Below are 22,588 nucleotides of genomic sequence, written 5' to 3'. Positions count from 1 at the left end.
CCGTGGACCACCTGCGCTACGAGGGTGCGGCCACGACGTGGCTGGAGGGACTGCCCGTCGGGAACGGCCGGCTGGGCGCGGTCTGCCGGGCCCAGGCCGACGGCGAGCGGCTGTCCCTGAACGACGACCGCGCCTGGTCGGGGCCGGTGGGTGGTCCCGTCCACGTCACGCCGGCCGACCACCCCGAGCGGGTGCAGGCCGCACGCGCGGCCGTCCTGGCCGGAAACCCCACCTGCGCCGGCGAGCTGCTGGAACCCGTGGTGCCGCACACCCAGGCGTTCGTACCCGTCGGGGACCTGCTGATCACCACGACGGGCCCATCCACGCCGGACCTCGTCCGCGGCCTGGACCTGGCCGGTGCGACGGCCTGGTCGCACCGGACGTCCGCCGACGGCGCGCACCGCGTCCAGCACGAGACGTTCGTCGCCGCGCGCGCCGGGGTCCTCGTCCACCACGTCGTCGCCCGGGACGAGGCGATCGGCCTCGACCTCACCCTGGACCCCGCGCTGCGCACCGCAGGTTCCACCCTGCACGAGGACGCCGGGGGCACCGGGGACCTCGAGTGGCGCACGCTGCTCGACCTGCCCGAGGACGTCCGCCCGTGGCGCCCGGACCAGCACGAGGACCCGGTGCGCTGGGCGCCGGCCGGGGTTGCGTCGCGGCAGATGGCCGTCGTCGTCCGCGTCCGCTGCGACGGGGTGCGGCGCGACGCCGCCGGTGGTCCGGGCTGGAGCGCGGTGCGTGAGGCGCACGTCGTGGTCGCCGTCGAGGCACCGGACCCCGGGACCGACGCGGCCGGCCGTCCCGACGTGAGGGCGGCCGCGGCCCGGGCCGCGGCCGCGCTGGACGACGTGGCGGCCGTGCGCGCCGCGCACCTGCGCGACCACGCCGGGCTCTTCGGCCGCGCCGGCCTCGACCTCGGCGGCCGGGTGCCCGCGGGCACGACGACCGACGCCCTCGTGGAACTGGCCGGGCACGACGAGGACGCCGCCCGGGTCCTGGCCGCGCTCGTCGTCGCCCACGCCCGCTACCTCCTGGTGACCGGCTCGGCGCCGGGAACCCTGCCGATGACGCTGCAGGGCATCTGGAACGACCAGCTGCAACCGCCCTGGAGCAGCAACTACACGCTGAACGTCAACCTGCCGATGGCCTACTGGCCGGCGCACTCCTGGGCTCTGCCCGAGTGCGTCGAACCGCTGCTGACGTTCGTCGAGCGGCTGGCCGCCGCGGGTTCGGCCACGGCCCGCCAGATGTACGGCGCTCGCGGCTGGGTCGCCCACCACAACAGCGACGGCTGGGCGCAGAGCCGCAGCGTCGGAGGCGGCTGGGCCGACCCGGCGTGGTCGGCGTGGCCGTACGGCGGGGTCTGGCTCTGCCTGAACCTGCTGGACTCCCTGGACTTCGCCGTCGACCCCGAGCTCCTGGCCGCACGGGTCCTCCCGGTGGTGGCCGGAGCCGTCCGGTTCTGCCTGGACCGGCTGGTCCGGTTGCCGGACGGAACCCTGGGCACCGCACCCTCGACGTCACCGGAGAACCACTGGCTCGACGAGCAGGGGCGGCCGCAGGCGGTCGACCGGTCCAGCACCTGCGACCTGGAGCTGACCCGCGGACTGCTCACCGGGTGGTCGCGGTGGGCGGGCGGGCACGGCCCCGCGGACCTGCGGGCCGAGGTGGCCACCGCGCTGGCCGCCCTCCCCCGGCCGGGCACCGGAACCCGCGGCGAGCTGCTGGAGTGGCACACCGAGTTGCCCGAGGCCGAACCGGAGCACCGGCACACCTCGCACCTGGTGGGCGTGTACCCGCTGGACACCGTCGCGGCCGGCACGCCGCAGGCCGCCGCGGCCGCCCGCTCCCTCGACCTCCGCGGGTCGGATTCCACCGGCTGGGCGCTGGCCTGGCGGCTGGCCCTGCGGGCGAGGCTGGGGGACGGAACCGCCGCCGGGGACCTCGTGCGCCGCTGCCTGCGCCCGGCACTGCCCCCGCGCTCGGCCGGCGACGGGGCGCCGCACCGGGGCGGGTTGTACCCGAACCTGTTCTCGGCCCACCCGCCGTTCCAGGTCGACGGCAACCTCGGCTTCGCGGCCGGGGTGGCCGAAACCCTCGTGCAGTCCGACGCGCACCGCGTCGACCTGCTCCCGGCGCTGCCCCCGCAGTGGCCGGACGGGACCGTGCGTGGGCTGCGGACCCGCGCCGGCGTCGAGGTCGACCTCACGTGGGCCGACTCCGCGCCGGTCCACGTGCGCGTACGCCACCTGCGGCCCTCCACGGCCCGGGTGACGTGGCGCGGAACCGTCCTGGCCGACACCACCGGAACCACCGGCGACGAGCACGACGTGCCCGTGGCCGCCCCGCCGTTCGGAACGACCCGGGCCTGAACGCCCGGGAGAGGAAGGAAACTCGTGAAGATCCTGCGCACCGGCCCTCTGGGCGAGGAGACCGCCGCGGTCCTGTTGCCGGACGGTTCGGCCGCCGACCTGTCCGGGGTGCTGGACGCCCACCGACCCTGGTCGTCCGCGGACCTCGACCGCGCCGCCGCGGCCGTCCGCGACGGCCTGCCGGCCATCGACCTCACCGGCCGCCGCACCGGGGCTCCGGTGCCCCGACCGGGCACGGTCGTGTGCATCGGGCTGAACTACCGCGACCACGCCGCCGAGACCGGCGCCCCGCTGCCCGCCGAGCCGGTGGTGTTCCTGAAGTCGCCGTCGACGGTCGTCGGCCCGCACGACACGCTGCTCATCCCGCGCGGCAGCACCAAGACCGACTACGAGGTCGAACTCGGCGTGGTGCTCGGTGCCCGCGCCCGCTACCTCGACAGCGCCGAGGCCGCGCTCGAGGTCATCGCCGGTTTCGTGGTCTCGCACGACGTGTCCGAACGGGAGTTCCAGCTCGAGCGCGGGGGGCAGTGGGACAAGGGCAAGAGCTGCGAGACGTTCAACCCGCTGGGGCCCTGGTTCGTCACGGCCGACGAGGTCGCGGACGCCGGCTCGCTGGGCCTGCGGACGTGGGTCAACGGGGAACTGCGCCAGGACGGGTCGACGAAGGACCTGGTGTTCGGCGTCGCGGAGGTGATCCGCTACCTCAGCTGGTTCACGGTGCTCGAACCCGGCGACCTGGTCAACACGGGAACTCCCGCCGGGGTGGCGCTGGGGCAACCGGACCCCAAGCCGTACCTGCGTCCCGGTGACGTCGTCGAGTGCGAGATCGACGGACTGGGCCGCACCCGCAACGTCGCACAGGCCGCGTGATGGCGACCTTCACCCGGTTCGAGACCTTCGACGTGCGGTTCCCGACCTCGCGCGAGCTGGACGGGTCGGACGCGATGAACCCCGACCCCGACTACTCCGCTGCCTACCTGGTCATCGGCACCGACGCCGACGACGGGCTGACCGGCCACGGTTTCGCCTTCACCATCGGCCGCGGCAACGACGTGCAGGTCGCCGCCATCGACGCCCTGGCCGGGCACGTCCTGGGCCGCGACGTGGAGCAGGCGCTGGGCGACATGGGCGCGACCTGGAAGTCCTTCATCGACGACTCCCAGCTGCGCTGGCTGGGCCCGGAGAAGGGCGTCATGCACATGGCGATCTCGGCGGTCGTCAACGCGCTGTGGGACCTGAAGGCCAAACGCGCCGGTCTGCCGCTGTGGGACCTGCTGGGCCGGATGAGCCCCGAGGAACTGGTGGCCCTGGTCGACTTCCGCTACCTCACCGACGCCCTGACCCCCACCCAGGCGCTGGAACTGCTGCGTGCGGCCGAACCCGGCCGCGCGCAGCGGCGGCAGGAGCTGCTCGACGGCGGGTTCCCCGCCTACACCACCACGCCAGGCTGGCTGGGGTACTCCGACGACAAGCTGGTGCGGCTGGCCGAGCAGGCCGTGGCCGAGGGGTTCGGCCAGATCAAGCTGAAGGTGGGGGCCGACGTGCACGACGACGTGCGCCGGATGCGGCTGGCCCGCGCTGCCGTCGGGCCGGACGTGCGGATCGCCGTGGACGCCAACCAGCGCTGGGACGTGGCGCCGGCGGTGGAGTGGATCACCGCGCTGGCGCCCTACGACCCGTGGTGGGTGGAGGAGCCGACGAGCCCGGACGACGTGCTGGGGCACGCCGCGATCCGCCGGGCGGTGGCGCCGGTGAAGATCGCCACCGGGGAGCACGTGCAGAACCGGATCGTGTTCAAGCAGTTGCTGCAGGCCGGGTCGCTGGACGTCCTGCAGATCGACGCGGCCCGGGTGGCGGGGGTCAACGAGAACGTGGCGATCCTGCTGCTGGCGGCCAAGTTCGGGGTTCCGGTGTGCCCGCACGCCGGCGGGGTGGGGTTGTGCGAGCTGGTGCAGCACCTGTCGATGTTCGACTTCGTCGCCGTGGCCGGCAGCAGGAAGGACCGGGTCGTCGAGTACGTCGACCACCTGCACGAGCACTTCGTCGACCCGGTGCGCCTGGAGGGCGGGAACTACCTCCCCCCCACCGCCCCCGGTTCCTCGGCCGAGATCCGTCCCGAATCCCTGCAGCACCACCTGTTCCCCGCGGGAGCCGCGTGGTCGGGGGTTCCGTCCGCCCGGTCGGCCGCGGGCGGACTGGAGGAACTCGTCGACGAGCAGGTGGCCGGATGAGCGGCCCGGACGCCGCGCAGGGGGTGGCCGGCCTGCGGGTCCTGGTGACGGGCGGTGCCTCGGGAATCGGCGCGGCCACCGTGCGGCGCTTCCTGGCCGACGGTGCGCGGGTCGCGGTCCTGGACCGCGCCTTCGGCGGTTCCCCGCAGGTTCCGGCCGGCGCGCTCGCGCTGACGGCCGACCTCACCGACGACGAGGCCGTCCGGGCGGCGGTCGCCGGAGCCGTGGCGCACCTGGGTGGGCTGGAGGTGCTGGTCAACAACGCCGGGATCGGCGCACGAGGCACCGTCGCCGACAACGACGACGACGAGTGGCACCGGGTGTTCGACGTCAACGTCCTGGGCGTGGTCCGCGCGACGCGGGCCGCGCTGCCGCACCTGCGGGAGTCCGACCACGCGGTGGTCGTCAACACCTGTTCCATCGCGGCCTGGGCGGGTCTGCCGCAGCGCGCGCTGTACTCGGCGACGAAGGGGGCCGTGCAGGCCCTGACCCTGGCGATGGCCGCCGACCACCTGGCCGACGGGATCCGGGTCAACTGCGTGAATCCCGGCACCGCGCACACACCGTGGGTCCAGCGCCTGCTCGAGGCCGCCGAGGACCCCGCCGCCGAACTGGCCGCCCTGTCCGCCCGCCAGCCCAGCGGCCGGCTCGTCGAGGCCGAGGAGGTCGCGCACGAGATCGTCCACCTCGCCGACCGGCGCTCCGGCGCCGTCACCGGGGCCGTCGTCGCGGTCGACGGTGGGATGCACGGCTTGCGCCTGCCCCCGCGGGCGGGGCGGCCCGGGGCAGCCTGCACCGGGCGGTCGGGGACGACGTGACGACCGTCGTCCTGCCCGCCGGCCGCTGAGACCTGCTGGACCAGTCCGCCCTGGACGACCTGTTCCCGCAGCCGCGCACCGCGGGACGTCGGTCGTGCTCGGCGGCGTCCTGGGGTCCGGCGCCCTGGCGGTGGACCGCCCCGGCGACGGGGCGACGTACCGCTACGCCCCGGCCGACGTCCTGACCCCGGGCCCGCCGCCTGGGCGCGGTGGCCCGTGAGCACGGGGCGCCGTTGCCGGCCCTGGGTTCTGCGGCGCCCGACCCCGCTCGCCCGACCCGCTCAGCCCCGCTCGGCCAGGAAGTCCTCCACGGCCAGCAGGTGGTGGGCCATCCGCAACCGTGCGCGGTCGGGGTCGTGGGCCCGCAACGCGGCCAGGATCGCGCGGTGCTCCTCGACGGTGCGCGCGATCGCCTGCTCGTCGGCGATGGCCCGCCACACCCTGGCGCGCACCGTCCGACCGGCGAACGCCTCGACCATCGCCGCCAGCACGGGGTTGCCGGCGGCCTGGGCGATGACCTGGTGGAAGTGGATGTCGGCTTCGACGAACTCCCGCGGGTCGACCCCACCCGGCCCCGACACCGCTTCCAGCGCCTCGGCGGCGGCGGCCAGCGCGGCCTCGTCGGCGTGCCGGGCGGCCAGGGCGGCCGCCTCGGTCTCCAGCAACCGCCGGACCTGGTGCAGCGCCCGCGAGCCACCGGGGTGGTGCAGGTCGACCAGGAAGGACATGGGCGCCAGCAGCAGCGAGGAGTCCAGCGCGGTCACGAACGTGCCGGCCCCCTGCCGGGTCTCCAGGACGCCGAGGTAGGACAGCGCCCGCACGCCCTCGCGCAGCGGCCCGCGCGAGACCCCCAGCTCGCGGGCGAGGTCGGCCTCCACGGGCAGTTGCTGCCCGGGCCCCAGGGTCCCGTCGAAGATCATGCGCTTGATGCCGTTGACGACGACGTCCGTCTGCGACGTCGCACCCTCGGCCTGGTCGCTCGGCACATCGCCTCCAGGTGCACTCGCGGAAGGCCCACCCTAGTCGTCTGATGAATGTCCGTCGGAGGCGCCGGGTAACGTCCCGCGCGTGCGCCTCGCCACCTGGAACGTGAACTCCATCCGTGCCCGCCTCGACCGCGTCCTGGCCTGGATCGACCGCAGCGACGTCGACGTCGTCGCCCTGCAGGAGACCAAGTGCAAGGACGAGCAGTTCCCCGAGCAGGCCTTCCGCGACCTCGGCTACGAGGTCGCCCACCACGGCCTGTCGCAGTGGAACGGGGTGGCGCTGGTCTCCCGGGTGGGCCTGGAGGACGTGAGCACCGCGTTCTCGGCCGACGTCCCGCACTTCGGTGAGCCGGCCGTGGCCGAGGCCCGGGCCATCGGCGCGGTGTGCGGCGGGGTGCGGGTGTGGAGCCTGTACGTGCCGAACGGGCGCGCGCTGCAGGACCCGCACTACGCGTACAAGCTGCAGTGGCTGGCGCGGCTGCGGGAGGCCGGCCAGGAGTGGCTGGCGCGGGAACCGGACCTGCCGGTCGCGCTCGTGGGGGACTTCAACATCGCCCCGACCGACGAGGACGTGTGGGACGTGGACTTCTTCGCAGGCTCGACCCACGTGTCCGAGCCGGAGCGGGCCGCCTTCGCCGCGCTGGTGGACGCGGGCTTCGCCGACGTCGTCCGCCCGTACGCCCCCGGGCCGGGCACCTTCACGTACTGGGACTACACGCAGCTGCGCTTCCCCAAGCGCCAGGGCATGCGGATCGACTTCGTGCTCGGCTCCCCCGCGCTGCAGGCCCGCGTGACGGGCGCGACGATCGACCGCGAGGAGCGCAAGGGCAAGGGCGCCTCCGACCACGCCCCGGTGGTCGTGGAGCTTGCGCCGAACGCGTGAACCCTGCCCGAACGGGCTCCACGGGGGAGACGCCGCCGCTTCGCCTCACTAGATTCCGAACGGTGCGAGCACCTGTCAGCTGCGACGACCTCGAGCGGGTCGAACTGAGCGCGGCCAACGACGCCCGGGGACAACGGGCCGTCGCCGATCTCCTGCAGTCCTGGGCCCGCCGCGCGGTCCCGGGGGACTCGGTGTCGCGTGGCCGGCTGCTGGTCGCGGCCAGCGAGCACGCAGCCTTCGCCGGCGACGCGCGCCGGGCGCTGCGGCTGGCCCGCGAGGCACTGGCGACGGGCGACCACGTCGCCCCGGACACCCGCTGCTACGTGGTCTCCGCCCTGCTGGTCTGCGGCCACCTGCGCGAGGCCGTCGTGCTGGCCGACGAGATCGTCGACTCCCGCGGCGCCGACGTCGACGTGTACCTGCACCTGGGCGAGGAGTTCTCCTGGCACCGGCAGGCCGACGAGGCCGCACGCATCTACACGCTGGGGATGTTCCGCTGCGCCGGCGACGACGACGCCACCGAGCAGCTGCTCGGGGCGTGGCGGCGCGGCCGGGCCCCGCGGGTGGTCGACCTGCGCGAACCCGTCCCCGCCCCCGCCGCCCCCGTGGACTGAGACCCGCCTGACCCCGCCCCACCCGGGGCGGGGTCAGGCGGTGGACCAGGACCCGGCGTGCTCGCCGACGTGCACCGGCACGTCGACGACGTTGCCCGGCGGCGGCAACGGGCAGGCCCACGCCGGGTCGTACGCGCAGCTGGGCGGGTAGGCGAAGTTGAGGTCGACGACCAGACCCTCGGCGGTACCGCCGAGGTCGGCCCCCTTGACGGTGTCGAGCAGGTAGCGGCCACCCCCGTAGCCGGGGCCGGGATCCTTCAGCGGCAGGAAGAGCCCTCCGCCGTACTGGTCCAGCCACCACACGTCCAGGGTCCCGACACCCTGCAGCGCAACGGTTCCGACGCGCTCGAAGCCGACGGTGCCGTCGGTGCCGGTGACCGCCTCGCGCCGCAGCGGCGGGGCCGGGTCCACGGGGACCTCGAAGCGCAGGGCGGGGTCGTAGGGGGCGACGGGCAGACCGCGGAACGTCGCGCGGTCGGCCGGCAGCAGCGGACTCGCCGGGTGCTCGGCGAACAACTCGTCGCGGCCGGCGACCCACAGGGCGTGCCCGTCGGCGGGTGGACTCGAACGGACCGCGGCGTACAGGGCGCCGATGCGCCGGCGCCAGTCCAGGACGTCGAGACGGTCCACGCCGGTCAGCTCGGTCCGGAGAAGTCGATCATCTGCTCCAGCCTGGCACGGTGCACCAGGTGCCGCACGACCTCCGGCGCACCGGACAGGGTGATCCGCCGCTGCCCGCTGCGGGAGGCCAGCCGGGCCAGGAACCCCAGCCCGGTGGAGTCCATGAACGTCACCTCGCCGGCCTCCACGACGACCGGCAGCCCGGTGCCCAGGGCCTCGTCGACGCAGCGGACCAGGTCGGGGCCGAGGTAGGCGTCGATCTCACCGGTCAGCAGCACGACCACGTGGTCGGCACCGGACCGCACGCGCACCGACCCCGACGGACCGGAGAACGGGTCGGTCGAGGTCACGCCTGCGAATGTAACGGGTCCTCACGGGTGCGCGCGGGCACCTTTGAGAACCCGGTCGACCGAGTTCTTCGCACCGTGCACGGCCAGCCCCACGAGGTCGAGGTCGGCGGCCCCGACCGCCGCCACGGCCGCCCGGTTGGCGGCGTCGTGCCCCGTGCCGAACATCTCACGGGTGAACAGCGCCGTCGCCAGCTGCCGGCCGAGGGCCTTGGTGTGCGCGGCCTTCAGGACGGCCGCGTCGCCCTCGAAGACGAGGACCGGCCGGCCGAGCAGGGGCAGGTAGGCGTTGCCGTCGGCGTCGGCGTAGGGCTCCCCGACGAGGTCGGGGTGCGCGGCCGTGATGCCGCTGGTCAGGAACGCCGTGACGTTGAGGCGCTGCCAGGGCAGCAGGTCGTCGCGGACCAGGACGGCGGTCTTGGTGTCGAACCGCACGGGCTCGGAGAGGACGTCGTTCACACCGGTGATCGTCGGGCCCCGGAGCCCGGCGGGTCTTGTACGTTCGTGACGTGGGTGAATCGGTCCGCAGCTGGCGACCGGACGTGCCCGGCATCACCGAGGTGCTGCACGCCCGCTTCGTCGAGCACGCCTACCCGCTGCACACCCACGACACCTGGACGCTGCTGCTCGTGGACTCCGGCGCCGTGCACTACGACCTCGGCCGCACCCCGCACGACACCGGCTCGCTGGTGACGCTGCTGCCCCCGCACGTTCCGCACGACGGGCGGTCGCTGACCCCGTCGGGCTTCCGCAAGCGCGTGCTCTACCTGGACGCCACCGCCCTGCCCGCCGGGGTCACCGGCCGGGCGGCGGACGCGCCGGAACTGCCCGACCCGCGCCTGGTGACGGCGGTCCGGGAACTGCACGGGCGGCTGCTCGACGGGCGCGACGCGCTGGACGTGCAGTCACGGGCGGCGGTCCTGCTGGAAGCCGTGGACGCGCACCTGCGCCGCACTCCCCCGCGCCGGGTCCGGGACGTGCCGCTGGCGCGGCGGCTGCGGTCCCTGCTGGACGAGCACGTCGTGGAGGGTTTCCCCCTGGCCGCCGCGGCGGCCGAACTCGGCGCGTCCAGCGCTCACCTGGTCCGGACCTTCACCCGCGAGGTCGGCATGCCGCCGCACGCCTACCTCACCGCCCGCCGCGTCGACCTGGCCCGGCGGTTGCTGCTGACCGGGGTCCGGCCTGCCGAGGCCGCGGCGCTCGCGGGTTTCCACGACCAGTCGCACCTGACCCGGCACTTCCGCCGGGTCCTGGGAACGACGCCGGGGCGGTTCGCCGGGCGCTGAGCCGCCGAACTCGGGTTGCCGACGGGCGCGGGCGGTGTTCCAGTGGATCGTCGGCCCCGGACCCCGGTCGGCGCAGCGCGCCGCGTCCCGGCTGCGCCGCAGTCGAGTCGACGGCTGCTCCCACCACGGCTTTCGCAGTCCAGCAGCGGGCAGCGTGTCTCCTCCGTCCCAGGGGTCGCCATGTCCCGCGCACCTGCCTCCTTGTCCTCGCCCGCTGCCGGTACCGCACCGCCGCCGCCCGAGGTCCCCGTCGAACGCGAACTCATGACCCCCGCCGTCGTGCACCTCGGGCTGCACGGCCTGCGCGACGCCCACCACACCGTCTACGTCGACGAGATCGCGCGGCAGCGCCTCAGCCTGGACTGGGGCCTGATCCGCATGGAGGTCCAGCCCTCCGGTGGGCAGCTCCCCGAGGACGCGCCCGGACAGCACCGCGTCCAGGTCTCGGGCTCCTCGCGCGAGGTCACGGTCCTCGTCGACTACATCACCTCCGGGGAGGACTCGGAGGCGTTGCTGGAGGCTCTGGCCGCTCCTTCGACGAAGGTGGTGACGGTCGAGACCGACGTGCACGACCCCCTGCTCGCGACCGGCCCGGCCCCCGAGGCGGCGGCCGTCGTGCACACCTACCTCGCCCGGGCCCTGGCCCGCCGTCGCTCGGCGGGCCGGGCGCCGTTCACCGTGGTCGCGTGCGACGCCCCTCCGCGCAACGGGCCACGGGTCCGCGCGGCCGTCCTGGAGGTGGCCCGGCGGGACGATCCGGAACTGGCCGCGTGGATCGAGGAGCACGGCCGTTTCCCCAGCAGCGTGCTCGATCCGGTCCTGGCGGGCACCGCCGGGTGCCCCCGCTGGATCGTCGAGGACTCCTTCAGCGACGGTCGTCCCCCGCTGGAGGTGGTGGGTGCGCAGTTCGTGACGGGCACCGTGCCCCACGAGACGCTGCGGATGCGCCTGTACGACGCGACGCGTTGCCTCGCAGCCCTCCTGAGCGCCGGTTCCCCGGCCCGGACCACCGACGAGGCACTGACCGCCCCCGCGGTGCGCGCCGCCCTCGAGGGTTTCCTCGACGAGGCCGCCGCCCCCGTCCTGCAGGTCCCGGGCGTCGACCTCGCGCAGTACCGCACGGACGTCGTGGCCCGGCTGGCGGACCCCCGCACCGGTGAACTCCTGGAACCCCTGCAGGCCGCCGCCGCCGCGGCGTTCCCGACGCTGGTCCTGCCCTCCCTGCGCCAGGCGGTGGACCAGAACCACCCCCGGCAGCGACTGGTCCTCGCCCTCGCCGCCTGGATGCGGTCCTCGGCCGGCGCGGGCCGCGACGCGGAAGCGCTGCTGCGGCGGCACCGCGACGTGCTCGGAACCCTGGCCGACGAACCCCACCTCGTCACGGAACTGCAGGAAGCCCTGGACCTGCTGGAAGCGGCAGAAGACGCTCCCCACCCGACCGCACCCCTGGAGGAACTCCCGTGACCAGACCGGTCCCCGAGCAGGTCGCCGTCGTCCTCGGCGCCTCCAGCGGCATCGGCCGCGCCACCGCCCTGCGCTTCGCGCGCGAGGGCGCCGCCGTCGTGTGCGCCTCCCGGGGGGCCGACGCGCTGCGGTCCCTCGTGGACCAGATCACCTCCGAGGGTGGCCGGGCCACAGCGGTTCCCGCCGACATCACCCGGCCCGAGGACCTGCAGGCCCTGGTCGCCGCGGCCGAGGAGACGTACGGCCGCATCGACACCTGGGTGACCATGGCCGGCATCAGCGTCTACGGTTCCATCGCCCAGGTGCCGCTGGAGGAGTTCCGCCGGGTGAGCGAGGTCAACTACCTCGGGCACGTGGCCGCGGCGAAGGCCGCGGTTCCGGCGCTGGCCCGGGCCGGCGGCGGCGTCCTGGTGGGCATGGCCTCGGTCGAGGGCGTCCGCTCGCTGCCGCTGCACGCCCCGTACACGGCCTCGAAGTTCGCCGTCCGCTCCTTCTACGACGCGCTGCGCATGGAACTGGCCGCCGAGGGTTCCCGGACCGCGGTGAGCACGATCCTGCCGGCCGGCGTCGGAACCCCCTTCTGGGAGCACTCCCGCAACCACACCGACCACCTCACCAAACCCCCGCCGCCCGTCTACGCACCGGAACTCGTCGCCGACGTCGTCGTGCGGATGGCCACCCGGCCCCGGCGCCAGGCCGTCGTCGGCGGCGCGTCGCTGGGTTTCCTGCTCGGCGAGAAGTTCAACCCGGCGCTGACCGACGTCCTGCTGAGCCTGCTCGGGCGCAGGCTGCAGACCAGCGACCACCCCGACAACGGAACGGACATCATGGACACCCCCACCGCGGGCCCGGGGCAGGTGCACGGCGACCACGTCGGTCACCTCGTCCGGCGCGACCTGTTCACCACCCTCAGCGAACGACTCCCCCGGCCGGGCGAGGCCCTGCTGGCCCTGCGGGCGCGGTGGGCCCGGTGAACGGCGCCCCGCTGCCGCTGCGGCAGGACACCCTGGCGGACCTGCCGGACGACGTCGCCGCACCCGGTTACGACCGGTCGGCCCTGGAACCGTCCGTCGTGCACATCGGTGTCGGAGGTTTCCACCGCGCGCACCAGGCCGTCTACCTCGACGACCTGGCCCGCACGGGAGAGACCGGCTGGGGACTGGTCGGCGTCGGGCTGCGCAGTCCCGAGATGGGGAAGGTGCTGGCCGACCAGGACAACCTCTTCCTCGTCGTCGAACGCGGGGAGACCGACCGCGCGCGGGTGGTCGGGGTGCTGAACCGCTACCTGTTCGCCCCGGACGATCCCGCCGCGGTGCTGGACACCCTGGCGGCGGAGACGACCCGGGTGGTGACGCTGACCATCACGGGCTCCGGTTACCGCATCGACCCGCACTCGGGGGAGTTCGACGCCGACGACGAGGACCTGCGCGCCGATCTGGAGCACCCCTCCACCCCGCGGACGGTGTTCGGTTTCCTCGTCGAGGCCCTGGACCGCCGCCGCCGCGCCGGTCTGCCCCCGTTCACCGTCCTGTCCTGCGACAACATGCCGGACAACGGAACGGCCGCGCGGACGGCCGTGGTCTCCTTCGCCCGGCTGCGGGACGGGGAGCTGGCCGACTGGATCGAGGCCGAGGGCGCGTTCCCCAGCAGCATGGTCGACCGCATCACCCCCACCACGACGCCGGGCGAGCGCGAGCGGATCGTGCACCAGACCGGTGTCGACGACCGCTGGCCGGTGGTCACCGAGTCCTTCACCCAGTGGGTCGTCGAGGACTCCTTCTGCCACGGCCGTCCCCCGCTGGAACGCGTCGGGGTCCAGTTCGTCGACGACGTCGCGCCCTACGAGGCGATGAAGACGCGGATGCTCAACGCCGGCCACTGCGCCCTGGCCTACCTGGGGATCCTGGCCGGGTACTCCACGATCGACGAGGTGCTGTCGGACTGGGTGTTCCGCGCCTACTTCGAGCACCTCCTGGCCGACGAGATCGCCCCGCTGCTGCCCCCGGTGCCGGGCATCGACCTGGAGGAGTACCAGCAGACCCTGGTGCGGCGCTTCGCCGACCCGCGGATGGGCGACCAGCTCACCCGGCTGGGCCGGCGCGGGTCGACCAAGATGCCGAACTACGTCTTCCCCTCGGTGCAGGCCGCGGTGGCCGCCGGCCGTCCGCACCAGCTGCTGCTGCTCGCGGTGGCGGGGTGGATGAGGTTCCTGCGAGGGTACGACTACGCCGGGAACGACGTCCCGGTCGAAGGGCCCCTGGCCGACCGGCTCGTGGAGCTGGCCCGGCAGGGGCAGGAGCAACCGGAGCCGTTGATGAGCGAGCAGACCGTCTTCGGCGACCTGCGCGACGATCCCGCGTTCGCGGCGGGTGTGGAGGTGGCCTTGCGGGCGCTGGAGGAACAGGGACCACGGGAGGTCATCGGGTTGTACCTGGACCTGACGACCGGAGCGGGCCGGTGAGCCCGGCCGCACCGTTCGACCGCACCCGGGTGACCACCCTGCTGTGCGACGCGGACGGAACCCTGTTCCCGTCGGAGGAACCCGCCTACGCCGCCTCGGCGGGAGTGACGAACCGGTTCCTCGCCGAGCTGGGGGCCGAACGCTCCTACGGTCCCGACGAGTTGCAGGCCATGACGAACGGGAAGAACTTCCGCGCAGCGGCGCAGGAACTGGCCCGCGGCTACGGCCGGGAACTGGCCGGTGACGAGCTGGACGGCTGGGTCGCCCAGGAGAAGGACGTCGTCACCGAGCACCTGCGGACGGTCCTGCGTCCGGACCCCGCGGTGCGCGATCCGCTGCGCGCCGTGGCGGGGCGGTTCACGCTCGCCGCGGTGACCTCCAGCGCCAGCTCCCGCCTGGACGCCTGCCTGGAGGTGACCGACCTGGCCGGGTTGTTCGACCCGCAGCGGCGGTTCAGCGCCGAGGACTCCCTGGAGGTGCCGACCTCGAAACCCGACCCCGCGGTGTACGCGTTCGCGGGAGAGCGGCTGGGCGTCACTCCCGACGTGGCCGTGGCGGTCGAGGACTCGATCAACGGGGCGCTCTCGGCGGTCGCGGCCGGCTTCCCCACGATCGGCACCGTGCAGTTCGTCGCCGAGGGTGATCGGGAGGCCCGCACCGCGGCGCTGCACGAAGCGGGTGCCCGGGTGGTCGTGAGGTCGTGGGCGGAGGTCGTCGACCTGCTCGGCTGACCGCGACCGGCGAGGCTCACCGGGCCGGTGCCGCACCGGCCCGGTGGGCGGCCGACCGGCGCAGACCCTCCAGGCCGGCGGCGGAGGTGTCGGCCGGCGCAGCATCCGTGCCAGCAGGTCCAGGACGCGGGCGACCGGCGAGGCGACGGCCGACGGGAAGCTGGGCGCGGTGCTGACGTCGACCCCCAGGGCACCGAGGACCGGTGTGGAGAAGTCCCGGGTCGGCCTGGGCGTTCCGTCGGTGACGTGGCAGACCCCCCGGTCGCGGCCGCGTTCCAGCGCCGGCGTCGGCCGGTGGTTGTCCCGTTCGAACCCGGCGTCAGAACCCCAGAACTCCATGCGTGCCGCCGCGTGCACCACTGCAACGCACCGGTCGAGGACCCCAGCCAGGCCGGGGGCGCCGACGCACCGGTGAGCTCGGCGAGATCGCCGCGGGCGGCCGTCGCCCCGGCCCCCCGACCTCGCGGCGTCGATCGACCGGCTGCAGCGCACGCCCGGGTTCCGCAGGTGGTGGGCGCTCGGATCGGTGGGTGAGCACCAGAGCACGCAGAAGCTCGAACGTGCTTCACCACCCAGGGCACGAACCTGCGTCTCGTGGTGGACACACCACGTCCCGGCACCGACGCCCGCAGCAGGCTGAACCTGCTCGCGGCCATCGGCGTCGAGCAGTTCACTCCCTCCGGCAGCGGGTGACCCGCGACCTCAGGAACTGGTGGCGACGAGTTCCTCGAGCCGGACGTCGGGGTTGTCGCGGGCGAAGCTGCGCACGCGCCACTCGTCGGTGAACAGGGCGAAGGTCCGGCCGTCGGAGCCCTGGACCACCTCGGCGCCGCGGTGGGCGCGCAGCAGCGGGGCGTCGGCGGCGTCGATGATGCGGGCCGTCGTGAACGGCAGCTCGGTGAACAGCACGGGCGAGCGGAACTCGTGCGTCATCCGGTGCTGCACGACGTCGAACTGCAGCGCTCCGACGGCCGAGAGCACGGGTTCGCCGTCCCCGCGGGTCTCGGAGGTCAGGACGCGCACGACACCCTCGGCGTCCAGTTCGCGCAGCCCCTGGCGGAACTGCTTGCCGGCGCCGAGGTCCTTGGGCCGGACGGTGCGGAAGTGCTCGGGGGCGAACACCGGCAGCGGCGGGTACGCCAGGCGCCCGTTCTCCGACAACGTGTCCCCGACGTTGACGTGCCGGGCGTTGACCAGGCCGATGACGTCGCCGGGCCAGGCCACGTCGACCGTGGAGCGGTCGGCGCCGAAGACCGTCTGGACGTGCTTGAGGACCATCGGCCGGCCGCTGCGGTCGTCGCGCACGGTCATGCCGCGGTGGAAGACGCCGGAGTGGATGCGGGCGAAGGCCAGGCGGTCGCGGTGGGCGGGGTTCATGCCCGTCTGGGTCTTGAAGACCTGGGCACTGAACCCGCCCGTCACGGCGTGGACGGCGCCCTCGACGTCGGCCTGGTCGTGCGGGGCCGGGGCGATGTCGACGAGCGCGTCGAGGACCTGCCCGACGCCGGTGTTGGCGACCGCGGCGGTGAAGAACACCGGGGTGGTGCGGAAGGCGAGGAACTCGTCCTCGTCGTGGTCGGCGCCCGTCGCGGCGAGCAGTTCGTGCTCGTCGAGCGCCTGCTGCCACGCGTCGCCCTCGACCTGCGCGGCGCCCTCGGCGTCGAAGCGCTCCTCGACGGCCAGCGTCGCGCCGCCGGGGGCCTTGGTGTACTTCACGTACCCGCCGGTGGCGCGTTCGAGCAGACCGCGGAAGTCGCCGGCGATGCCGACGGGCCACGTCACGGGCGTGGGCCGCAGACCGGTGACCGACTCGATCTCGTCGAGCAGCGCGAGGGCCTCCTGGCCCGGCCGGTCCCACTTGTTCACGACGGTGATGACGGGCAGTCCCCGCTGCTTGCAGACGCCGAAGAGCTTGCGGGTCTGCTGCTCCATGCCGCGGGCGGCGTCGACGAGCATGATCACCGCGTCGACGGCCGTGAGCGCGCGGTAGGTGTCCTCGGAGAAGTCCGCGTGGCCGGGGGTGTCGACGACGTTGACGACCATGCCGCGGTGGTCCAGCTGCAGGACGGCGGAGCTGATGGAGATCCCGCGCTGCTTCTCCATGTCCTGCCAGTCGGTGACGACCCCGGCGCGGCCGGCCTTGCCGTGCACGTGGCCGGCCTCGCGCAGCGCCCGGGCGTGCAGGGCCAGGGCTTCGGTCAGCGTGGACTTGCCGGCGTCCGGGTGGGAGATGACGGCGATGGTGCGGCGGCGCCCGGCCTCGGTCAGGACCTCCGCGGACGTCGCGGTGCTCGGTTCGGCGGTCTCCGTCTCGGTGGCGCTCACCCCTCCATTCTCCCCGCCTGCCGGTGGTGGTCCCGACCACCGCGCCAGGGGCCGTCACGGCCGGTGCGTGGACCGCTCGTCGTCCAGCAGGAACCCCTCGTGCACGACGGCCGTGGCCACGGCGGTCAGTGACGTCCCGCGGTGGCGCGCGTGCCGGCGCAGCCGCGCGAAGGCCTCGTCCACCGTGCTCGCGGAGCGCGCGGCCAGCACGCCCTTGGCCTGCTCGATGACCACGCGACTGTCCAGCGCTGCCTGCAGCTGCTCGGCCAGCACGGTCTGCTCGCGCAGGTACCGCTCGTTGAGCAGCCCGATGGTGGCGATGTCCGCCATGGCCCGTCCCAGCTCCAGCGACTCGCGGCCCAGCGTCGGCCTGCGGTCGCTGAACAGGTTCAGCGCGCCGATGACCCGGTGCCGCAACCGCATCGGCAACGCGTGGGTCGACACGAGGCCGGCGGCGTTCGCCGCCGCGGTGAACTCGGGCCAGCGCTCGTGCGCACGGGTCAGGTCCACGTCGACGACGGGTTCACCGGACCGGAAGCAGTCGACGCAGGGACCCTCGTCCACCTGCAGCTCGAATAGCTCGACCGAGCGGGTCAGGGTCGAGGTGGCGGCGACCAGCTGCAGGCGGCCCCGGTCGTCGCTGAGCATGAGCCCGGCCGAGGTCACGTCCAGCAGCTGCACGCAGCGTTCGGTGAGCAGGTGGAAGAAGTCGACGAGGTCGAAGTCGTCCACCAGGGTGTCGGCGAGTTCGACGAAGACCCGCGCGACCTGTGCCTGGTTCACCGGAAGTCCCTCTCGTCACCGTGCCCGTCCCGGGGCCGATCATGGTGGTCACGTCCGGTCCCGTCCAGCAGGACCCGTCCGGTGACGACGTCGGCGGCCAGCTCGTCCAGGGCGCGTCCCTCCGCGTAGGCGCGGCCGCGCAGCAGCACCAGGGCCTGGCCGACCCCGACGTGCGCGCTGACCGACACGATCCCGCTCGCCTGGTGCACGACGGCCCGGTCGTCGGCGAGCGCGATCCGCGCCTCCTCCGGTGCGTCGAGCGGTACCGGCCCGGCCGCGGTGAGCGCGGACTGCAGCTGCAGCACGAGCGTGGTGGCGAGCACCGCGCAGGCCGAGGCTTCGGCCTGGCCGGCGTCGTCGAGGGGACCGGCCCGGTCCCGGTAGAGCTCGAGGACCCCCAGCGCGACCGAGCCCATCCGCAACGGGTAGGCGAAGACCGCGGCCACCCCGCGGCGGGCGGCGGTCGCGGCGAAGACCGGCCACCGGTGCCCCGCGGCGCCGGCCAGGTCCGCGACCAGCACGGGCGAGCCGCCGCGGGCGGCGTCCAGGCCGGGTCCTTCGCCGAGGTCGAACTGCAGCTCCTCCACCGCGGCGGCGATCCGGTCGCTGGCGGTCAGGAGGCTGCCCGGGCCACCCGCCGACGTCATGAGCGACAGGGCCGCACCCGAGACCGGCACCGCCCGGCAGCAGGCCTGGACCAGCCGCAGCGGCACGGTCGCGGGATCCGGTGCCGTGGCAGCGATCACGTGCGGAACTGCTGCGCCAGCGGGCAGGTCTGCTGCCGGCGCCCGGCCAGGCCCACGGCGTTCAGGTGGGCCACGACCGCGGCGAAGGCGCCGGCGAAACTCTCCTCGGTGTAGGGCATCCCCAGCTCCTGGCAGTGCCGGCGGACCATCGGCTGCACCAACCGCAGGTTCGGACGCGGCATGTTCGGGAACAGGTGGTGCTCGACCTGCCGGTTGAGCCCGCCCATGAAGAAGTCCACCAGCCGTCCCCCGCTGACGTTGCGCGAGGCCAGCACCTGACGGTGCAGGAAGTCCTGCTTGACCCCGCGCGCCAGCACCGGCATGCCGGTGTGGTTCGGGGCGAACGCCCCGCCCAGCAGCACCCCGAACAGCGCCAGCTCCACGGCCACGAAGGCCGCGGCCTTGCCCGGCGACATCGCCAGCAGCAGCACGGTGGCGTACGCCACCCAGCGGGAGGCCAGCAGCACGACCTCCAGCCGGCGCCGTTTGACCGCCCCGCGGCGCAGCACGGCCGTGGCGCTGTCGTAGTGCAGGTTGAAGCCCTCCAGCAGCAGCAGCGGGAAGAGCCAGAACCCCTGGTGGGTCAGGAACCAGCGGTGCGCCCGCCCCTTGTCCTCCAGCGCTTCGGGGTGGAAGGCCAGGACCTTGGAGTCGATGTCGGTGTCGCGGCCGATCTGGTTCGGGGCGGCGTGGTGGACGTTGTGCTTGCCGGTCCACCAGCCGTGGCTCAGCCCGGCCAGCAGGCTGGCCAGGAACCGCGAGGCGACGGCGTTCCATCGGGGGGAGGTGAAGATCTGCTGGTGGGCGGCGTCGTGCCCCAGGAAGGCGACCTGGCTCAGCGTCAGGGCCACCAGCGGGGCGAGCAGCAGCTGCCACCACGTGTTCCCGACCACCTGCACCGTGGCGGCCAGGGCGCTCAAGGCCAGCAGTGTCGCGGCGATGCGCCGCCAGTAGTAGCCACGGCGGCGTTCGAGCAGGCCCGCTGCCCGGACGCGCTGCGACAGCGCGGTGTAGGAGCTGGTGAAACGGCGGGCCGGCCGTGGCGGCGTGCTGCCCGGCGTCCCCACGAACTGGTCGGTGCTCATCGTCGGAATCCCGTCTGCGCGTGTCCTGCGTCGACACGTCACCGGGTCCGGGGCGACTCGTCCTTGCCCTCCCACGGGAACACGCCCAGGGGCCGTCGGCAACCCGGCGGGTGTCGGTGCGCGGGCCGGTACCGGCCGTGGTGTGCTGACGGCGGTCCCCCCTCGACCGTGGGGGGACCGCCCGGGCCGGACGAGGTCGGAGCAGACCACCGGAGGGGAGGAGGCCCGGATGACCGCAGCCGACGTGCACGCGGACACCGCCGAGGCCGGCGACCCGGCGCTGCCCGCCTGGTTCCTCTCGGCCGCCGAACGCGGCAACGACGCGTCCGCGCTGACCCCCGGCAGCACCGGCAACCACGTCCGCGTGCTCGTCGACGGCGCCGACTACTTCCGCGCGCTCGCCGCCGCGCTCGCCGGCGCCGGAGCGGGCGACCTGGTCCTCTTCGCCGACTGGCAGGGCGATCCGGACGAACTGCTCACCGGTGCAGGCCCCACCATCGCGGACGCGCTGACGGGCGCGGCCCGGCGCGGCGCGGTCGTGAAGGGCCTGGTGTGGCGCTCGCCGTGGGACTGGCAACGGCTGGTGCCCGAACGCAACCGCCACCTGGCCCAGCACGTGCGCGGTGGCGCCGAGGTCCTGCTCGACCAGCGCGTGCGGACGCTGGGCAGCCACCACCAGAAGTTCGTCGTCGTCCGCCACACCCGGCGCCCGCAGGACGACGTCGCCTTCGTCGGCAGTCTCGACCTCGCCCACAGCCGCCGCGACGACGCCGCCCACGACGGGGACCGGCAGCCGATGTCCTTCGGCCGCGCCTACGGACGCCACCCGTCGTGGCACGACGTCCACACCGAGATCCACGGCCCGGCGGTGGACGACGTCGAGACGGTGTTCCGGGAGCGGTGGGACGACCGGGCGCCGCTGTCGCTGCTGCCGTGGCAGCTCGGTTCGGACCTGCTGCGGCGTCTGCTGCGCCGCCCGGCGCCGCTGCCCGCGCGCCGAGCTGTTCCCGTGGCGGCCGCAGGCTCGTGCGCCGTGCAGCTCCTGCGCACCTACCCCCGCCGCCGGCCGCGCTACCCCTTCGCCCCGGACGGGGAGCACAGCATCGCCGCCGGGCACGCCAAGGCACTGCGCCGGGCCCGGCGCCTCGTCTACCTCGAGGAGCAGTTCCTCTGGTCGGCCGAGGCCGTGCAGGTGTTCGCCGACGCCCTGCGCGCGTCACCGCGGCTGCAGCTGGTGGTGCTGCTCCCCCGACGGCCCAAGCGCGGCGGGATCGCGGCTCCGCCGTTGCTGCTGGGTCAGGTGCGTGCGCTGGAGGTCCTGCGCGCGGCCGGCCGGGACCGGGTGCACGTCTTCGACCTGGAGAACGAGCAGGGGGATCCCGTCTACGTCCACTCCAAGGTGACCGTCGTCGACGACGTCTGGGCGTGCGTGCGCAGCGACAACCTCAACCGGCGGTCCTCGAGCCACGACTCGGAGTTGTCCGTCGCGGTCCTCGACGCGGAGCGCGACGTCCGGGAACCTGCCGACCCCGCGGGGCTGGGCGACGGCGCGCGCCGGTTCGCCCGGGACCTGCGGCTGCGGTTGCTGCGCGAGCACCTGGGCCTGCCGGACGGGGAGGACACCGACCTCCTCGATCCCGACCGCACTGTCGAAGCGTTGCGCCGCAGCGCATCCGCGCTCGACGCGTGGCACGCCGGCGGACGCCGCGGTCCGCGTCCGCCGGGGCGCCTGAGGTTCCACCGCGACCCGGTGCTCCCGCGGTGGCAGCAGCTCCTCGCCGCACCTGCGTACCGGATCGTCCTCGATCCCTCGGCGCCGGGTCACCGCTGAGGCGATCGGCTTCCCCGTCGCGCCACCCAGTGGGCGAGCGCCTCCCCCTGCACGCGCTGGAACTCGCGGACGGTCGGCAGGCCGGGCGGCGGCGGCTCGGCGGCCCGGTCGAGGAAGAAGCGCGAGAAGCCCGCGAGCACGGTGGTCAGGACGTCCGGGTCGACGGCCGTCGTGAGCCGGGAGGAGCGCAGGACCTCCTCGGCCAGGTCCTGCTCCCCCAGCCGGTCGACCTCGAACAGCAGCGTGAGCAGGTCCAGCCACGGCGGGCCGAGGCAGGCGTGCGGCCAGTCGACGAGGACCGCGCCGTCGTCGGTGAGCAGGACGTTGTCCGCGCGCAGGTCGAGGTGGACGAGGGTGTCGCCGTCCAGGAGCGCCAGCGCCTCCTCGGGCAGCTCCCCCGTCAGCGACTCCCGCGCGGTCGGCAGCCCGGGCACGGGGCACGGCGTCCCGACGTCGGCGAGGGTTTCGAGCGCCTCGACGACCAGCCGCAGGTCCGTCGCGCGCCAGGGCAGGCCGGGCTGGCGGCCGGCGACCTCCGCCAGCACCAGGACCTGCCAGCCGTCCACCTCCCGGGCGCCCAGGAGCTGCGGCGCCGGGAGGCCGGCGGGCAGGCTCGCTGCGACGCGCGCCTCGCGGGCGTGCATCGTCGGGGACACGGGGTTCTGCGCGGGGCTGACGGCCTTGACGAACGCGCGGGTTCCCGCGGCGGTCAGGACACGGTCGGCCGAGCCGGGCGAGAACCCGCCGGACTGCGAGACCGCCTGCACGACGGGCGATCCGAGGACGTCGGCGACGGCGTCGTGCACCGCCGCGGGGAGTTCCTCCCAGCGGACCCTGTTGCCTCCCGACCCGAGCACCCGACCACCGTGCCAGGAGCTGGCGAACGCTCGCACCCCGTTTCCCGGGGGGGGGGGGGGGGGGGGGGGGGGGGGGGGGCCGGGCGGGGGGGGGCGCGGCGGCCCCGCGCGCGCGCCGGGCCCCCCCGCCCGCCGCGCGCGGCG

22 protein-coding genes are annotated in these 22,588 nt (G+C 74.5%); 13 read left to right on the top strand and 9 right to left on the bottom strand.

From position 1 onward, the window contains the following. Nucleotides 1-2: 2 nt before the first annotated feature. The 5 genes from ACRYR2_RS13075 to ACRYR2_RS13055 all read left to right on the top strand — a co-directional run bounded on the left by ACRYR2_RS13075 (nucleotide 3) and on the right by ACRYR2_RS13055 (nucleotide 5,644). A complete protein-coding gene (locus tag ACRYR2_RS13075) occupies nucleotides 3-2,375 on the top strand; it encodes a glycosyl hydrolase family 95 catalytic domain-containing protein (protein WP_432563305.1) in 2,373 nt (790 codons plus the stop codon). 24 nt (nucleotides 2,376-2,399) lie between these two features. Further along, nucleotides 2,400-3,245 carry a fumarylacetoacetate hydrolase family protein gene (locus tag ACRYR2_RS13070; protein WP_432563304.1) on the top strand — a complete coding sequence of 282 codons (846 nt, stop codon included), beginning with the start codon at nucleotides 2,400-2,402 and terminating at the stop codon, nucleotides 3,243-3,245. Next, nucleotides 3,245-4,606 (top strand): enolase C-terminal domain-like protein, encoded by a 1,362-nt coding sequence (locus ACRYR2_RS13065; protein WP_432563303.1) that lies wholly within the window; start codon nucleotides 3,245-3,247, stop codon nucleotides 4,604-4,606. The genes ACRYR2_RS13070 and ACRYR2_RS13065 overlap by 1 nt, the downstream gene beginning before the upstream one ends. Then, entirely contained in the window at nucleotides 4,603-5,424 is an 822-nt protein-coding gene (locus tag ACRYR2_RS13060; protein ID WP_432563302.1) for an SDR family NAD(P)-dependent oxidoreductase, read from the top strand. Before ACRYR2_RS13065 ends, ACRYR2_RS13060 begins: the two co-directional genes overlap by 4 nt. Nucleotides 5,425-5,518: 94 nt before the next feature. After that, nucleotides 5,519-5,644 carry a hypothetical protein gene (locus ACRYR2_RS13055; protein ID WP_432563301.1) on the top strand — a complete coding sequence of 42 codons (126 nt, stop codon included), beginning with the start codon at nucleotides 5,519-5,521 and terminating at the stop codon, nucleotides 5,642-5,644. 61 nt (nucleotides 5,645-5,705) lie between these two features. Here ACRYR2_RS13055 and ACRYR2_RS13050 read toward each other — a convergent pair whose 3' ends face one another. Then, a complete protein-coding gene (locus ACRYR2_RS13050) occupies nucleotides 5,706-6,410 on the bottom strand; it encodes a FadR/GntR family transcriptional regulator (protein WP_432563300.1) in 705 nt (234 codons plus the stop codon). Nucleotides 6,411-6,492: 82 nt separating this feature from the next. Between ACRYR2_RS13050 and ACRYR2_RS13045 the strand changes: the two genes are divergently transcribed. Both ACRYR2_RS13045 and ACRYR2_RS13040 read left to right on the top strand, forming a co-directional pair. Next, the gene (locus ACRYR2_RS13045; RefSeq protein ID WP_432563299.1) at nucleotides 6,493-7,293 is read left to right on the top strand and encodes an exodeoxyribonuclease III; all 801 of its coding nucleotides are present in this window, start codon (nucleotides 6,493-6,495) and stop codon (nucleotides 7,291-7,293) included. Between the two features lie 62 nt (nucleotides 7,294-7,355). Then, nucleotides 7,356-7,907, top strand: coding sequence for a hypothetical protein (locus tag ACRYR2_RS13040; RefSeq protein ID WP_432563298.1), 552 nt, complete (start codon nucleotides 7,356-7,358; stop codon nucleotides 7,905-7,907). A gap of 33 nt (nucleotides 7,908-7,940) precedes the next feature. On the opposite strand, the gene ACRYR2_RS13035 is transcribed toward ACRYR2_RS13040, so the two are convergent. The 3 genes from ACRYR2_RS13035 to ACRYR2_RS13025 are packed head-to-tail and all read right to left on the bottom strand — an operon-like array spanning nucleotide 7,941 to nucleotide 9,343. Beyond that, on the bottom strand, nucleotides 7,941-8,537 hold the full coding sequence (locus ACRYR2_RS13035) for a DUF1684 domain-containing protein (protein WP_432563297.1): 597 nt from the start codon (nucleotides 8,535-8,537) through the stop codon (nucleotides 7,941-7,943). A gap of 5 nt (nucleotides 8,538-8,542) precedes the next feature. After that, nucleotides 8,543-8,878: an STAS domain-containing protein gene (locus ACRYR2_RS13030; protein ID WP_432563296.1), complete on the bottom strand. Its 336-nt coding sequence runs from the start codon at nucleotides 8,876-8,878 to the stop codon at nucleotides 8,543-8,545. A 21-nt stretch (nucleotides 8,879-8,899) separates the two neighbouring features. Beyond that, nucleotides 8,900-9,343 carry a DUF2000 family protein gene (locus ACRYR2_RS13025; RefSeq protein WP_432563386.1) on the bottom strand — a complete coding sequence of 148 codons (444 nt, stop codon included), beginning with the start codon at nucleotides 9,341-9,343 and terminating at the stop codon, nucleotides 8,900-8,902. A gap of 41 nt (nucleotides 9,344-9,384) precedes the next feature. Here ACRYR2_RS13025 and ACRYR2_RS13020 point away from each other — a divergent pair, with 41 nt between their 5' ends. From ACRYR2_RS13020 to ACRYR2_RS13000, 5 genes are all read left to right on the top strand, one after another. Next, a complete protein-coding gene (locus tag ACRYR2_RS13020; RefSeq protein ID WP_432563295.1) occupies nucleotides 9,385-10,161 on the top strand; it encodes an AraC family transcriptional regulator in 777 nt (258 codons plus the stop codon). Between the two features lie 180 nt (nucleotides 10,162-10,341). Beyond that, nucleotides 10,342-11,625: a mannitol dehydrogenase family protein gene (locus ACRYR2_RS13015; protein WP_432563294.1), complete on the top strand. Its 1,284-nt coding sequence runs from the start codon at nucleotides 10,342-10,344 to the stop codon at nucleotides 11,623-11,625. After that, on the top strand, nucleotides 11,622-12,599 hold the full coding sequence (locus ACRYR2_RS13010; protein WP_432563293.1) for an SDR family oxidoreductase: 978 nt from the start codon (nucleotides 11,622-11,624) through the stop codon (nucleotides 12,597-12,599). Before ACRYR2_RS13015 ends, ACRYR2_RS13010 begins: the two co-directional genes overlap by 4 nt. Then, nucleotides 12,596-14,086 carry a mannitol dehydrogenase family protein gene (locus ACRYR2_RS13005; RefSeq protein ID WP_432563292.1) on the top strand — a complete coding sequence of 497 codons (1,491 nt, stop codon included), beginning with the start codon at nucleotides 12,596-12,598 and terminating at the stop codon, nucleotides 14,084-14,086. Before ACRYR2_RS13010 ends, ACRYR2_RS13005 begins: the two co-directional genes overlap by 4 nt. Before the next feature lie 29 nt (nucleotides 14,087-14,115). Further along, a complete protein-coding gene (locus ACRYR2_RS13000; protein WP_432563291.1) occupies nucleotides 14,116-14,817 on the top strand; it encodes an HAD family hydrolase in 702 nt (233 codons plus the stop codon). A 702-nt stretch (nucleotides 14,818-15,519) separates the two neighbouring features. Here ACRYR2_RS13000 and ACRYR2_RS12995 read toward each other — a convergent pair. Genes ACRYR2_RS12995 through ACRYR2_RS12980 form a run of 4 tightly spaced genes read right to left on the bottom strand, consistent with a single transcriptional unit; the run spans nucleotide 15,520 to nucleotide 19,756 of the window. Further along, nucleotides 15,520-17,142 (bottom strand): peptide chain release factor 3, encoded by a 1,623-nt coding sequence (locus ACRYR2_RS12995; RefSeq protein WP_432563290.1) that lies wholly within the window; start codon nucleotides 17,140-17,142, stop codon nucleotides 15,520-15,522. A 54-nt stretch (nucleotides 17,143-17,196) separates the two neighbouring features. After that, on the bottom strand, nucleotides 17,197-17,925 hold the full coding sequence (locus ACRYR2_RS12990) for a GAF and ANTAR domain-containing protein (RefSeq protein WP_432563289.1): 729 nt from the start codon (nucleotides 17,923-17,925) through the stop codon (nucleotides 17,197-17,199). Next, complete coding sequence (locus ACRYR2_RS12985; RefSeq protein ID WP_432563288.1) at nucleotides 17,922-18,671, bottom strand: GAF and ANTAR domain-containing protein; 750 nt, start codon at nucleotides 18,669-18,671, stop codon at nucleotides 17,922-17,924. Before ACRYR2_RS12985 ends, ACRYR2_RS12990 begins: the two co-directional genes overlap by 4 nt. After that, nucleotides 18,668-19,756, bottom strand: coding sequence for a fatty acid desaturase family protein (locus ACRYR2_RS12980; RefSeq protein ID WP_432563287.1), 1,089 nt, complete (start codon nucleotides 19,754-19,756; stop codon nucleotides 18,668-18,670). Before ACRYR2_RS12980 ends, ACRYR2_RS12985 begins: the two co-directional genes overlap by 4 nt. Before the next feature lie 229 nt (nucleotides 19,757-19,985). On the opposite strand from ACRYR2_RS12980, the gene ACRYR2_RS12975 reads away from it, so the two are divergent. Beyond that, nucleotides 19,986-21,587: a phospholipase D family protein gene (locus tag ACRYR2_RS12975; protein ID WP_432563286.1), complete on the top strand. Its 1,602-nt coding sequence runs from the start codon at nucleotides 19,986-19,988 to the stop codon at nucleotides 21,585-21,587. Here ACRYR2_RS12975 and ACRYR2_RS12970 read toward each other — a convergent pair. After that, nucleotides 21,578-22,444: a phosphotransferase gene (locus ACRYR2_RS12970; protein WP_432563285.1), complete on the bottom strand. Its 867-nt coding sequence runs from the start codon at nucleotides 22,442-22,444 to the stop codon at nucleotides 21,578-21,580. The two genes, ACRYR2_RS12975 and ACRYR2_RS12970, sit on opposite strands and share 10 nt — an antisense overlap. Nucleotides 22,445-22,588 lie beyond the last annotated feature (144 nt).

Source organism: Kineococcus deserti, assembly GCF_050871945.1.
Classification (GTDB): domain Bacteria; phylum Actinomycetota; class Actinomycetes; order Actinomycetales; family Kineococcaceae; genus Kineococcus.
The sequence above is the reverse complement of the archived record's forward strand: the minus strand, read 5'-3'. Positions and strand labels throughout refer to the sequence as shown.

Excerpts from the sequence above, each read along its gene's own strand:
- ACRYR2_RS13015 (WP_432563294.1), top strand. The coding sequence starts at position 10,342 with ATGTCCCGCGCACCTGCCTCCTTGTCCTCGCCCGCTGCCGGTACCGCA.
- ACRYR2_RS13065 (WP_432563303.1), top strand. The coding sequence starts at position 3,245 with ATGGCGACCTTCACCCGGTTCGAGACCTTCGACGTGCGGTTCCCGACC.
- ACRYR2_RS13060 (WP_432563302.1), top strand. The coding sequence starts at position 4,603 with ATGAGCGGCCCGGACGCCGCGCAGGGGGTGGCCGGCCTGCGGGTCCTG.
- ACRYR2_RS12975 (WP_432563286.1), top strand. The coding sequence starts at position 19,986 with ATGACCGCAGCCGACGTGCACGCGGACACCGCCGAGGCCGGCGACCCG.
- ACRYR2_RS12980 (WP_432563287.1), bottom strand. The coding sequence starts at position 19,756 with ATGAGCACCGACCAGTTCGTGGGGACGCCGGGCAGCACGCCGCCACGG.